Origin of the sequence: Kribbella kalugense (assembly GCF_004365875.1) — a bacterium.
Lineage (GTDB): Bacteria > Actinomycetota > Actinomycetes > Propionibacteriales > Kribbellaceae > Kribbella > Kribbella kalugense.
The window spans coordinates 458515-471561 of the sequence record NZ_SODF01000002.1; the positions used below are offsets into that span (position 1 = coordinate 458515).

Consider the following 13047-nt stretch of genomic DNA (forward strand, 5'->3'; position numbering starts at 1 on the left):
AAAGGCTAGTGACTGACTGCCTCCAGCTCCGAATCCTTTGTTCGTACGACGAGGACGCCGGCCACCGCCGCGGCCACCACGCACGCCAGTCCACAGGTCACGAACGTCCCGCGCGGACCGAGCAGCGCACCCGCCGCACCACCGAGCAGCAGGGCGAGGATGCTGAACGACCGGACCGTCCCGTTGAGCGCCGCCAGCACTCGGCCGCGGACGTGCTCGGCCGACCTGGTCACGACCAGCGCGCTCGTTGCCGCGTTCAGCAGGCCGCTACCGAAGCCGATCGTGGTAGCCCCGATCATCAGCGTCACGAAGTTCCCGGCCACGCCCATCAGGACGCAGGATCCGCCGATCGCCGCCATCCCGACGACGACTGCGAAGGATCGCCTGCGGTCGCCGACCAAGCGGCCGCTGTACCAAGCACCGAAGATCGCACCAGCTCCGGTCGCCGCCCCGGCCGCGCCGTACAGACCGGGGCCGAGGCCGAGCTCGCCGGTGATCAGGAAGACCTCGACCACGTTGACCGCCTCGCCGACGACCACGAACAACCACAGCGCCGGCACGAGGATCCGCAGTACGTCGTCGCCGAAGATGGCCCGCAGTCCGGCCGACACCCCACCTCGCTCGCGAGCGGTGCCCGGCTCGGGCCGCCGGCGGGTCTGGACCAGGCGGGCGACGACGACAAGGGAAAGGAAGGTGCCGGCGTCGACGAGGAGGGCGCCTCGACTTCCGGCCCAGTCGACCAGGACGCCGCCGGCGGCTGAACCGCCCAGCGTCGCGACTCCGATCAGGGCCTGACTGGTCCCGGTGGTCCGGCCGACGAGTTCTTCACCGACGATCCGCGGGATCAGCGCTCCCCAGGCAGGACCGGCGACCGCCTGGCCGAGCTGCAGGACGCAGACCAGGGCCAGCGTGTGGACCAGGTCGTGTACGAACGCGAGCCCGACACCGGCGGCGGCTTGCAGCAAACCCGACCAGATCAACACCGTCCGGGAGTCGAAGCCGTCCACGATCCGCCCGGCGAACGGGATCATCGCGACGGTCGGTACGGCGAACGCCAGCAGCAGGGCCGTGATCGCGGCCGGGCCGTGGCCGTCGGAGACCCGCAGCATCAGCGCGATCAGGGCGATCGAGTCGCCCGCGTAGGACAGGGCGCGGGCGGGCAGCACGAGGCGGATGTCGCGGTGCGACCAGATCGAAGTCTGAAGTGTTTGCTTCATAGATGTGAAGTTAATGCTTCATATTCCACTTCGTCAAGGGGTTCGCTACGCTGACCTCGTGCCGAAGCAGAAGCCCGTGGTGGTGATCACCGATCCGCAGGCGATCCGCGCCCTGGCCCACCCCGCCAGGCAACGGGTCATCGACGAGCTCTACAACGGCAAAGTGCTGACCGCGACCGAGTGTGCGGAGCTGGCCGGCCTCACGCCGTCCGCGATGAGCTACCACCTCCGGGCACTGGAGAAGTGGGGCATCATCGAGCGCGCCGAGGAGTCCCCGGACGGCCGGGAGCGGCCGTGGCGGGCGCGGGCCGCGAGCCTGCGGATCGACTCCACGACCGCCGGAGCCGGACGGCTGGCAGGCCAGGCGATCATGCGGACCGCGATGAACGGGGTGCTCGAGCAGTTCGAGCAGCTGCCCGAGGACGACACGTGGGACGACGTGAGCACGCTGAGCCGGTCCCGCTTGTGGCTCACCCACGAAGAGGCAGTGCGGTTCAGCAAGGAGATGAGCGACCTGGTCGACCGCTTCAAGAAGAAGCGGACGCAGAGCGACCACCCGGCCGGCGCCCGCCAGATCAGCTCGCTGTTCGCCGTCGTACCGATCGGCAAGCCGCCGGAAGGCAGCTGAACCGTTAGCTTCCGATCGGCGTATGTCGGAGTACCTTCGAAGTAGCGGTACTTTCCGCCGTCGGGTGGTCGCCATGCAGTCCTGGGTCCTGTGGTTGATCGTCGCCGCCGTCCTCGGCACGGCCGAGTTGATGACAGCGACCTTCGACCTGCTCCTGCTGGCCGTCGCGGCGCTCGCCGCGGCCGCGGTCGGCGGGATCGGACTGGGCATCGCGTTCCAGGTGCTGGCGTTCGCCGTGACGGCCGCGGCCATGGTCACGCTGGTCCGGCCGGTCGCGCGACGGCATCTGACCGGGCATCCGGGCATACGCACCGGAGTCGCCGCGCTGATCGGGCGGGAGGCCGTCGTACTGGCCACCTGCGACCGGGACGACGGCCGGGTCCGGATCGGCGGCGAAGAGTGGAGCGCTCGCTCCTACGACCCCGACCTGCGCATCCCTGCAGGTACCCGGGTCGACGTGTTCGCCATCGAGGGGGCTACCGCCCTCGTGCATCCACAGGAGGAACCATGGCCGAACTGATTATCGGACTGGTCGTCGCCGTACTCGCCGTTGTGCTGGTACTGCGGACGGTCCGGATCGTCCCGCAGGCGCGGGCGAGCAACGTCGAGCGACTCGGCCGGTACCTGCGCACCCTGGAGCCCGGGCTGAACATCGTCATCCCGTTCATCGACCGGCCCCGGCAGCTGATCGACCTGCGCGAGCAGGTGGTCTCGTTCCAGCCGAACTCGGTGATCACCGAGGACAACCTGGTCGTGCACATCGACACGGTGCTGTACTTCCAGGTCACGGATCCGCGCGCGGCGGCGTACGAGATCTTCAACTACATCCAGGCGATCGAGCAGCTGACCGTGACCACGCTGCGCAACGTGATCGGCAGCCTGGACCTGGAGAAGACGCTGACCTCGCGCGAGCACATCAACTCGATCCTGCGCGGCGTACTCGACGAGGCCTCCGGCAAGTGGGGTATCCGGGTCAACCGGGTCGAGCTGAAGGCGATCGAGCCGCCGGTGTCGATCAAGGAGTCGATGGAGAAGCAGATGCGGGCCGAGCGGGAGAAGCGGGCCGCGATCCTGAACGCCGAGGGCGCGCGGCAGTCCCAGATCCTGACCGCCGAGGGCGACCGGCAGGCCGCGATCCTGCGGGCCGAAGGTCAGGCGAAGGCGATCGACACGGTGTTCGAGGCGATCCACCGCAACGACCCGGACCCGAAGCTGCTGGCGTACCAGTACCTGCAGATGCTCCCCGAGCTGGCCAAAGGCCCCGGCAACACCTTCTGGGTGATCCCGTCCGAGGTGACCCAGGCGCTGCAGAGCGTCACCAAGGCGTTCACCACCGAGACGCCGGCGATTCCGTCGGAGAACCCGGCAGTTCCGTCGGAGAACGGGCACACCCCTGAGATTCCCCGGAAGTAGACCCCGAAATAGTTGCCCCGGCACCTAATCGGTTGCTTGCCGATGTCACTATGGGTGCATGGGGGAACCTTTGCTGCTGGCCCAGGCGATCGCCATCCCGACCGGGGTGGCCGTCGTGGCCTACCTGGTCGTCGGACTCGTCATCGGCGTCGAGAGCATGGGCGTACCGCTGCCAGGTGAGACCACCCTGGTCGCGGCCGCGCTGCTCGCCTCGCAGCACCACTTGAAGATCGAGTTCGTCATCCTGGCGGCGGCCGCCGGTGCGATCGTCGGCGACTCGATCGGGTACTTCATCGGCCGCAAGGCCGGCCGTCAGTTGTTCGACCGGCTCGGCCGCCGGTTCCACCACTTCTCACCGGACCGGATCGTCCGGGCCGAGAAGTACTTCCACAAGTACGGCGTCTGGACGGTGTTCTTCGGCCGGTTCGTCGCACTGCTGCGGATCTTCGCCGGCCCGATGGCCGGCATGCTGCGGATGCACTACCCGCGCTTCCTGGCCGCCAACGCCGCCGGCGGTATCGCCTGGTCGGCGACCATCGGCATCGTCGCGTACAAGGTCGGCGACAACGCCGACAAGATCTTCGGCCGGGTCTCGCTCTGGGCCCTGGTCGCGATCGCGGCCGTCGCGGTCGCGCTGTACGCCGTCCACAAGATCCGCAAGCGCCGGCGTACCCAGGCCGAGGAGCCCGCGCCGGCCGAATCAGCGGATGTGTAGCTGCAGCCCACCCGTGGTGATCCCGTCCATCGGACGGCCGAACATCATCGCGCCCGGGATCACGAACCGGTAGACGAAGTCACCCGGCTGCCCGGCCTTGAACGCCAGCGCGGTCTGCCCCTGCCGCATCGCCATCGCCTTGAGGTTCGCCCATTTGCGGGTCTGCCGGTTCCAGGCCTGCAGCATCACGGTCGTGTTCAGGGCCGGCTTGACCGTCGCCGAGATGCTCACCATCGACCCGGCCTTCTTCGCCGTGTCCCCACCCGCGAACCCGGCCGACGCGACCCGGACCACACTCTTCGTGTACGCCGGCCTACTGCTCGACGTACCCGCGATCAGGCCGCCCTTGCTGTAGACCGGCACGGTGATCTTGTACGGCCTGCTCCCACCGGTCGGTACGCCGATGTCGTAGTACCCACCGGCCGTCGTCGCACCGCGGGCCGCCGGGGTCCACCGCGCACCGGGCGTGACCTGCGTCAGCACCTCGACCGGAACCCCTGCCGGTGTTGCTCGCTGACTCGTGCACGGTGTCTCAAGCTCGCATCCCACCTGGTGCAGGATGACCCGCCCGCGGACCCGGATCGGCACGCTGAACTGCGCCAGCGGGGGTACTGCGGCATTGATCGAGCTGGTCAGCCCGAGTACCTGCCCGCCGATCTGCGTGCTCCACTCGTTCTGCGTACGGAGCTCGAAGACGTACGGCGGCTTGATGCTCTTGATCAGCTGCCGGTTCGACGTGGTCGCCGGGCCGATCGCCTTCAGCATCTGTCCGGGCCGTCCGATCATCGGCACGTACCGCTGCGTCTTCTTGCCCTTCACGTCCAGCGGGTCGTTCGGGGTGAAGTCCTGCGGCGCGACCGGTACAGACCACCTGATCAGCACCCCGCGCCCTTGCGGAGCCACCGCGGCCGCGCTCGGCCGGACTGGCCCGTCGGTGTCGAACACCGGCGACTTGGCGAGCTTGCTGGTCACACCACCCTGCGACGTCCCGGTCGCGACCGCGACCTTGTAGTTCCCGTCCGCCGGGAACGCCGACGTCGGGATCTCCCACTGGTTCGGCTCACCGGCCTGGATGTACTTCAGGTACGACGGACTCTCGCTGAGCACACCCTCGATCGTGATCCGGTTCGGCTGGGCGGTGTCCTTCCAGGTCACCAGCACCGCCGCCCGGCCCTTCGGCGCCCAGGCCACCGCGACATCGGTCGGCGCCGGATCCGAGGCACACGCGGTCAGCGCGGTCGCTCCCACGACCACCGCCAGCGCCACGGAAAGCACGCGCCGCACTTCCATCACCTCGTCTCAGCTGCCTCACTGTGCCGGTGTCACGACCGACCGGTGAACCATACCCAGTCCGCAGTACCGGACCCCCAGGGCCGTTGCCGGATCGGTATCACGCTCCTACGGTGAAAGAAGCCACAAGGGGGAAATCAACGATGGCATTCATCGACACGCCCAAGGAACCGGAGTTCTTCGACGCGAACCGGGCACCGGCCGGGCACATACCCAACTTCGTCCAGACCTTCGCCGCACGACCTGCCGTGTACGACGCCTGGAAGCAGCTGAACGGTGCGATCAAGGAGTCCATGGACCTGCGCCGGTACGAGCTCGCCACGCTAGCGGCCGCGACCGCACTGAAGTCCAGCTACTGCAGTCTCGCGCACGGGCAGGTGCTGGCCGACAAGTTCTACACGGCCGAGGAGGTCGCGGCTCTCGTCGGCGAACCGGCGAACGATCCGACCGACCGGGCCGTGATGGCGTTCGCACGTAAGGTAGCGCTCGCTGCCGACACCGTCACGCAGGCGGACGTCGACGAACTGAAGGCGATCGGCCTGACCGATGCCGACGTACTCGACGTCGCGCTGGCCGCGGCCGCCCGGGCGTTCTTCTCCAAGACCCTCGACGCCACCGGCACCCAACCCGACTCCGCCTTCAACGGCCTCCCCGAGACGCTGAGAAGTGCCTTGACCGTAGGCCGCCCGATCTACTCGGGCTGATTGTCCGGGGCGCCGCCGAGGTGGAACTTGGTGGTGACACCGGTGTACATCAGGTGGGCGACGAGGCCCTGGGCTGCGTGCGGCAGGTTGTGGCAGTGGTCCATCCAGATGCCGGGGTTGTTCGCCACGAAGGCGACCTCGTAGGTCTCCTTGTCCTCGACGTTGAGGGAGTCCGTCCACCACGGACTCCCGGTCGCCGTCACGCCGTTCCGGCTGAGTACGACGAGGTGGTGGCCGTGCAGGTGCATCGGATGGACCTGGCCCGAGGTGTTCTTGATCGTCATCCGGACGATGTCGCCTTCGCTGACCACGAACATCGGCACGTCCGGGTACTGATGCCCGTTGATCGTCCACCACCGCAGCCCGGGCTTCCCGTCGAAGAACCCGACCCGCCGGCCGATGTCGTACCTGAACACCCGCGTCGCCTTCGCCGGGTCGAACCCGATCGCCTTCGGTGACCCATAGGTCAGCAGATCGACTCGATCCGTCGGCTGGGTCCCGGTCGGCGCATCGCCGTCCCCGATCACCAGCGTCGTCGGTCCACCGCCGAGCCCGATCCGGACCGGCTTGTCCGTAGCGACCTGGAGGTCGACCCGCCCTCCCGCAGTGACGAGGACCGCCTTCCCGCTCACCTCGGTCGGTGCGTTCACCTCGGTCCCGTCAACAGCGACCACCTTGTACGGCGCCCCGTCGACCCAGGCCGCCATCGGTCCGTTGTCGGTGTTGATCAACCGCACCTGTGCCGTCGGACCGGGCGCCTTCACCCGACGTTCGCCGTACTCGCCGTTGACCGTGCGGACCTTGTCGTACGTATGCACAGCCGCGATCACATCAGCGGACGTGGGCTGGACGATCAGTACGCCGTACAGCCCCTTCTGCACCTGCTCGTGGGAGACCTGGTGCGAGTGATACCAGTACGTGCCGGCGTCCTTCGCGATGAAGCGGTACACGTACGACTGCCCCGGCCTGACCGCGTCCTGGGTGACGCCGGCGACACCGTCCTCGGCATTCGGTACGTCGACACCGTGCCAATGCAGCGTGATCCCGTCGGTCACATTGTCGTTGTGCAGCGTGACCTGGATCAGATCGCCTTGTTTTGCGACGATCCGCGGACCCGGCGAAGTGTGGTTCAGCGTGAAGCCGTCCATCGGGCCGCGACCGGGAATGTCGAACCGCTCCTTGCGGGCAACGAGATCGACGGCCACATCCGGCTTCTGGTCGGGCGGGCCGGTCAGCTCACTGACATCCACGCCGTGGTGGACGTGTTCGGACACCGGTCCGCCGCCGTAGTCGGCGTACCCCATTGTCATCGGCGACAGGTCGTTCGGGACCAGGCTCCGTTGCCAGAAGAACGCGATCGGCGCCAGCACGACGAGGGTCGCCGCGACGGCGATCACCAGCCGGCGCCGACCGGCCAGTTTGGTTGCCAACGGCATCTACGCAGTGGCGGTCTCGGCAGCCGGCTGCCCGCTGCGCGCGACCCGACGGGCCGCCATACTCGCGACGCTGAGCAACGCGAAGGCATTCAGGCCGTGCAACAACCCGACCACCGGCGCCGCGAACGAGGCGAAGGCCAACACGATCTGCAGAACGACCAGGCCGAAGACGTACAGCGCCCACTTGATGCCGCCGTCGACCTTCGCGAAGAACGACACGATCAGCAACAGCAGCGCGATGATCGGAATGGCCAGCACCCCGACCTGACCGTGCAGTGTGTGCCCGATGTTGCCGTCGTAGTTCTTGTCGATGACCAGGCCGTCGTCCATGTCCTTGATCGCCAGGAACCAGGCCAGCGCGATGAACATTGCCTGCAGTACGACACCGATCGCAACGAGACCGGCAAGGATCCGATAAGCAGCTCTCATGGTCTCCCCCCAAAGTAGCTGCCTTCATGGTGAGCCGATCACCTCAAGGGCACAAGAGGTCAAGAGACCTTCAGCTGTGGTTGCGGGCGAAGGCTTGATACAGACCGTGCAGGGGCAGCAACGGTTCGTCGCGGATCGGGGTGACCAGGTCCGCGGTCAGCAGCGGCGCGAGGGCGCCGGTGAGGACGACAGGCGTGTCGTCGTTCAAAGACTGCTCGGTCCGGATCCGGGCTACCAGACCGTCGACCAGTGCTGCGAAGCCGTGGATCGCTCCGGACTGCAGAGCCTCGACGGTGTTCTTCGCGACCACCGATCGCGGCCGGATCAGCTCGACCCGGCGCAGCTGTGCGGCGGCGTACCCGAGCGCGTCGGTCGCGGTTTCGATGCCTGGGGCAATCACTCCACCGATGAACGCACCGGCTGGACTGACCACGTCGATCGTGATCGCCGTACCGACATCGACCACCAGGCAGGGTGCGCCGTACTTGCTGACCGCGGCGAGCGCGTTCGCGATCCGGTCCGTGCCGACTTCCCGCGGATTGTCCACCAGCACAGGCAGCCCGGTCTTCACTCCCGGCTCGACCACGACGCTCGGCACGTCCTGGTAATACCGAGACACGACGTCCCGCAACTCATGCAACACATGCGGTACGGCGGAACACACCGCGATCCCGGACACCGGCGACTCACCAGCCAGCAGGCCCTGCAACAGGACCGCCCACTCGTCCGCCGTACGGCGTGGATCGGTGCCGACCCACCAATGCCGTTTGACCGTGCCCTCGAACACCAGGCCTACCAGCGTCCTGGTGTTCTCGACGGCAACGGCTAGCAGCATCAGGCGTCCTTGAAATTCAACTCAGCCCTTAAATCCAAGGCGATGTCGAGCACCGGCGCGGAGTGGGTCAGCGCGCCGACCGCCAGGTAGTCGACCCCGGTCTCGGCGACCTCACGGGCCTGGTCCAGCGTCAGACCGCCAGAGGCCTCGAGCCGCGCCCGGCCACTGACCTTCTCGACCGCTTCCCGCAGCAGCGGGATGTCCATGTTGTCCAGCAGGATCAGCTCGGCCCCGGACTCGACCGCGATCAGCGCGTCGTCGACCGAGTCCACCTCGACCTCGATCGAGATGTCCGGGTACGCCTTGCGCACCAGCCGGTACGCCTCGGCGACTCCGCCCGCCGCGATCACGTGGTTGTCCTTGATCAGCGCGGCGTCGGACAGCCCCATCCGGTGGTTCTTCCCGCCACCGCAGCGTACGGCGTACTTCTCCAGGGATCGGAGCAGTGGCATCGTCTTGCGGGTGTCGCGGATGACCGCGCCGGTGCCGGCGACCGCGTCCACCCAGCGCCGGGTGAGCGTGGCGACACCACTCAGATGACAGAGCAGATTCAGTGACGTGCGCTCGGCGGTGAGTAACTGCCGGGTCTTTCCGCGGATCGTCATCAGTACGTCGCCGGTGTGCACGAACGCGCCGTCGCGAACGGAGTACTCGACCTCGACCTCGTCCGGCGCGGCGACAAGTCGCAGTACCAGCTCGGCGATCTCCAGCCCGGCCACGACGCCATCGGCGCGCGCGACCAGCTCGGCGACCGAGATCTGTTCCGGGTCGACGGTGGCCGTGGTGGTCACGTCGACGCCACCGGCCAGATCTTCCTCGATGGTTGCCCGCACGAGGTCACCGACCCATTGCCGGTCGACTGTCTCATCCATGCCGCTGATTCTCCTCGGAAATGTGGGAAACAAACGTGGCCTGCGGCACAGCCTGCTCGCCCAGCGCCGGCAGCGTCAGGTCCAGACTGCCCGACCAGTGCAGGTCGTCGCGATCCGGGTAGTCCTCGCGCCAGTGCGCGCCACGGCTTTCCTCGCGGACGGTCGCCGCCTCGAGCAGCGCGGACGCCACCGTGACCAGGTTCGTCGCTTCCCATCCCGGCGTACCGGGCTCGTCGACCGGTTGCTCGATCAGCTTGCCGATGGTCGCACCCGCCTCCGACAGACCGGAGGCGCTACGGATCACGCCGGCGCCGACGGTCATCGCGCGCTGCAGCTCGGGTACGACGTCCGCGTCGACCAGGCCCGGCGTACGGACGTCGACGGCAGGCTCACGCTGCTCGGGCAGGCCGTCCGCGAGGTGCCTGGCGATCCGGCGAGCGAAGACGAGGCCTTCGAGCAACGAGTTCGAGGCCAGCCGGTTGGCGCCGTGTACGCCGGTGCACGCGACCTCGCCGCACGCGTAGAGGCCCGGCATCGAGGTCTGACCGTTGAGATCGGTCCAGACGCCGCCGGAGGAATAGTGGCAGGCCGGCGCGACCGGGATCAGCTCGCGCACCGGATCGATACCGTGCGAACGGCAGGATGCGAGGATGGTCGGGAACCGGACCCGCCACTTCTCGTCGCCGAAGTGCCGGGCGTCCAGGTAGACGTGATCCTTGCCGGTGGCAAGCATCTGCCGCATGATCGCCTTCGCGACAATGTCCCGTGGTGCGAGGTCGGCGAGCTCGTGCTGGCCCTGCATGAACCGCTTGCCGGTGTGGTCGACCAGGAAGGCGCCCTCGCCGCGGACAGCCTCGGAGACCAGCGGCTGCTGGCCTTTCGCGCTCTTGCCCAGCCAGAGCACGGTCGGGTGGAACTGGACGAACTCCAGGTCGCGGACCTTCGCCCCGGCCCGCAGTGCGATCGCCATGCCGTCACCAGTCGACACGCTCGGGTTGGTCGTTGCCGCGTACAACTGACCGATACCGCCGGAGGCCAGGATGACTGCCCGTGCACGGATCGCGCCGACGCCGTCGAGCTGGCCTTCGCCCATCACGTGCAACGTGACGCCGGCGACCCCGCCGTCCTCGGCGGTGAGCAGGTCGAGGACAAGGGCGTGCTCGATCAGCCGGATGTCCTTGGCCCGCTTGACCGCGGCGACCAGGGCGCGCTCGATCTCCGCGCCGGTCGCGTCGCCGCCGGCGTGTGCGATGCGGTTGCGATGGTGCCCACCTTCTCGGCCCAGCGAGATCTCGCCGTCGGCCATCGTGTCGAATCGCGCGCCCAGGTCCATCAGGTCGCGAACCGCGTCCGGCCCTTCGGTGACGAGTACCCGGACGGCCTCCGGGTCGCTCAGCCCGGCGCCCGCGACCAGGGTGTCCTGAAGGTGTTCCTCGGGCGAGTCCTCCGGGTCGAGGGCGGCGGCGACGCCGCCCTGCGCCCACTGGGTGGAGCCGGAGGCGACGACGTCCTTCGTCACCACGAGGACGGAGCCGAGTTCACGAGCCTTGAGCGCGGCGGTCAGCCCGGCAACGCCGGAACCGATCACCACCACGTCAACATCGTCGGTCCAGCCGGCCTCCGGAGCCGTCAGCCGTTGCGGGACTGCGGGTCCGGTCACGGGGCCTCCCGGCCTGGACTGAGGAGCGCAGGGAGCGAAGCGACCGGAGCGACGAGGGAAGGCCGGGAGTTGCAGCCCCGTGACCCCCGCGCCGGAGGCGCGGCATTCAACAGAGTCATCCCGCGACCGTATCAACCGAATTCATCGAAGGGTGATGGAAATGTTGTCAATGAGACGAGTCAGACCGACCCGGGCCGCGATCAGCATCCGGGCTTCACCGGGGCCGATCACCGGCCCGAGATCAGGCGCCCGGAGCGCCAGATAGTCGATCTTCACCGATGGAACGGCCTCCAGCTCGGCGTGAGCCGCGGTCATCACCGCGTCCGGTCCGTTCATGCCTGCCTTCGCGCCGGCACTCAATGCCCGGTACAGCACCAGCGCCTCGTCACGCTCGGTCTCGCTCAGATACCGGTTGCGTGAGGACATGGCGAGACCGTCCGGCTCGCGGACGGTCGGCACCGGCACGATGTCGACGTCCATGTCGAGGTCGCCGACCATCTCGCGGATCAACGTCAGCTGCTGGTAGTCCTTCTCGCCGTACAGGGCGAGGTCGGGCGCGGTCAGGTGCAGCAGCTTCGACACCACAGTCAGTACGCCGGAGAAGTGGCCGGGCCGGAAGACTCCTTCGAGTTCGTCGGCCAGCGGGCCGGGATGCACCGTGACCGACGGCTCGTTCGGGTACAGCTCGTCCCGGGAAGGGTTGAAGACCAGGTCGACGCCCTCGTTCTTCGCGATCGCCAGGTCGCTGGCGAGCGTTCGCGGGTAGCGGTCAAAGTCCTCCGCCGGCCCGAACTGCAACGGGTTCACGAAGATCGTCAGGACGACGCTGCCGTCGGGGCCGACCCGTTCCCGGGCCTCGGCCAGCAACGCCGCATGCCCTTCGTGCAGGGCGCCCATCGTCATCACGACCGCTCGTGGCCGGATCGCGGCCGCGGCTCGCAGTTCGGCCTTGGTCTGGGTGAGTCTCATCGCGGTGTCTCCCCTGTCCGATCCTGCCCTGGCCCCACCGTTCGGTGCCCGTCCAGCACCTCGGTGAACCGGCTGGCCGTCTCCGCGTCCAGCCGCCCGTCCGCCGCTGCCATCTCCACCGTCGCGCGGGCCAGTTCGGCGTACGTCGTCGCCGTCCGGTCCCGCAGTACTTGTAGTGCTGCCAGATGTGCTGCCACCGTGTCGACATCGCCGCGGGCGATCGGCCCGGTGAGCGCATGATGACCGGATCGCAGCGTGTTGTCGAGGGTTGCGGCCAGCAACGGCCGCAGTGTCGCCACCGGATCCGCCACCCCGGCCTCCCGCAGTACGGCGACCGCCTGGGAGAGCAACGTGGTCAGGTGGTTCGCACCGTGCACGAGACCCGCGTGGTACCGCGCACGCTGCTCATCGGCGACCCACTGCACCTGTGCACCCAACGACTTCACCAACCGCTCCACAACCGACCGTGCAGCGTCAGGAGCGGTCGCGGTGAACATGACGTCGTCCAGCTGCACCAGGCCACCCGGAAAGGTCATCGAGGGATGCAGCGCGACCGGTGTCGCGGCCAGCCCTTCGAACGGGCTCAGCCCGTGTGCTCCGGACAGGTGTACGACGTACTGCGCACTGGTCAACGGAAGCGTGTGAGCCACGTCGCTGATCAGGTCATCCGGTACGGCGACCAGTACGACGTCGGCGCTGGCGGTGACCTCGTCTGCGGTCAGCACAGGCACACCGGGTAGGAAGCGGGCAGCGCGGTCCCGGGACGCGTCCGATCGCGCGGTGACACCGACCAACCGATGTCCGGCTGCCGCCAAGGCTGCTCCCACGGCGGTCCCGGCCCGGCCGGCTCCGATCAAGCCGATCCGTTCCATCACTCAC

The 13047-nt window shown here is 68.1% G+C and carries 14 protein-coding genes; 5 read left to right on the forward strand and 9 right to left on the reverse strand.

Annotation, left to right across the window (positions count from 1 at the left end; translation table 11 throughout):
- Nucleotides 1–5 precede the first annotated feature (5 nt).
- The gene (locus tag EV650_RS19805; RefSeq protein ID WP_134120532.1) at nt 6–1217 is read right to left on the reverse strand and encodes an MFS transporter; all 1212 of its coding nucleotides are present in this window, start codon (nt 1215–1217) and stop codon (nt 6–8) included.
- 58 nt (nt 1218–1275) lie between these two features.
- Between EV650_RS19805 and EV650_RS19810 the strand changes: the two genes are divergently transcribed.
- The 4 genes from EV650_RS19810 to EV650_RS19825 all read left to right on the forward strand — a co-directional run bounded on the left by EV650_RS19810 (nt 1276) and on the right by EV650_RS19825 (nt 3973).
- Nucleotides 1276–1845, forward strand: coding sequence for an ArsR/SmtB family transcription factor (locus EV650_RS19810; protein WP_202874773.1), 570 nt, complete (start codon nt 1276–1278; stop codon nt 1843–1845).
- 73 nt (nt 1846–1918) lie between these two features.
- A complete protein-coding gene (locus tag EV650_RS19815; protein ID WP_134120534.1) occupies nt 1919–2365 on the forward strand; it encodes an NfeD family protein in 447 nt (148 codons plus the stop codon).
- On the forward strand, nt 2353–3258 hold the full coding sequence (locus EV650_RS19820) for an SPFH domain-containing protein (protein WP_134120535.1): 906 nt from the start codon (nt 2353–2355) through the stop codon (nt 3256–3258). The genes EV650_RS19815 and EV650_RS19820 overlap by 13 nt, the downstream gene beginning before the upstream one ends.
- Nucleotides 3259–3316: 58 nt before the next feature.
- Nucleotides 3317–3973: a DedA family protein gene (locus EV650_RS19825; protein WP_134120536.1), complete on the forward strand. Its 657-nt coding sequence runs from the start codon at nt 3317–3319 to the stop codon at nt 3971–3973.
- Here EV650_RS19825 and EV650_RS19830 read toward each other — a convergent pair.
- Nucleotides 3959–5263 carry a hypothetical protein gene (locus tag EV650_RS19830; protein ID WP_238174334.1) on the reverse strand — a complete coding sequence of 435 codons (1305 nt, stop codon included), beginning with the start codon at nt 5261–5263 and terminating at the stop codon, nt 3959–3961. The two genes, EV650_RS19825 and EV650_RS19830, sit on opposite strands and share 15 nt — an antisense overlap.
- Nucleotides 5264–5406: 143 nt before the next feature.
- Between EV650_RS19830 and EV650_RS19835 the strand changes: the two genes are divergently transcribed.
- Complete coding sequence (locus tag EV650_RS19835) at nt 5407–5967, forward strand: carboxymuconolactone decarboxylase family protein (RefSeq protein WP_134120538.1); 561 nt, start codon at nt 5407–5409, stop codon at nt 5965–5967.
- Here the strand turns inward: EV650_RS19835 and EV650_RS19840 are convergent.
- From EV650_RS19840 to EV650_RS19870, 7 genes are all read right to left on the reverse strand, one after another.
- Nucleotides 5955–7403 carry a multicopper oxidase family protein gene (locus EV650_RS19840; RefSeq protein WP_134120539.1) on the reverse strand — a complete coding sequence of 483 codons (1449 nt, stop codon included), beginning with the start codon at nt 7401–7403 and terminating at the stop codon, nt 5955–5957. The genes EV650_RS19835 and EV650_RS19840 overlap by 13 nt on opposite strands.
- Nucleotides 7404–7832, reverse strand: coding sequence for a hypothetical protein (locus tag EV650_RS19845; RefSeq protein WP_134120540.1), 429 nt, complete (start codon nt 7830–7832; stop codon nt 7404–7406).
- A 70-nt stretch (nt 7833–7902) separates the two neighbouring features.
- A complete protein-coding gene (locus EV650_RS19850; protein ID WP_134120541.1) occupies nt 7903–8667 on the reverse strand; it encodes a type III pantothenate kinase in 765 nt (254 codons plus the stop codon).
- On the reverse strand, nt 8667–9539 hold the full coding sequence (gene nadC, locus EV650_RS19855) for a carboxylating nicotinate-nucleotide diphosphorylase (protein WP_134120542.1): 873 nt from the start codon (nt 9537–9539) through the stop codon (nt 8667–8669). The genes EV650_RS19850 and nadC overlap by 1 nt, the downstream gene beginning before the upstream one ends.
- A complete protein-coding gene (locus tag EV650_RS19860; RefSeq protein ID WP_134120543.1) occupies nt 9532–11199 on the reverse strand; it encodes an L-aspartate oxidase in 1668 nt (555 codons plus the stop codon). Before EV650_RS19860 ends, nadC begins: the two co-directional genes overlap by 8 nt.
- Nucleotides 11200–11340: 141 nt before the next feature.
- Entirely contained in the window at nt 11341–12168 is an 828-nt protein-coding gene (gene panC / locus EV650_RS19865) for a pantoate--beta-alanine ligase (RefSeq protein ID WP_134120544.1), read from the reverse strand.
- Nucleotides 12165–13040, reverse strand: coding sequence for a Rossmann-like and DUF2520 domain-containing protein (locus tag EV650_RS19870; RefSeq protein WP_134120545.1), 876 nt, complete (start codon nt 13038–13040; stop codon nt 12165–12167). Before EV650_RS19870 ends, panC begins: the two co-directional genes overlap by 4 nt.
- Nucleotides 13041–13047 lie beyond the last annotated feature (7 nt).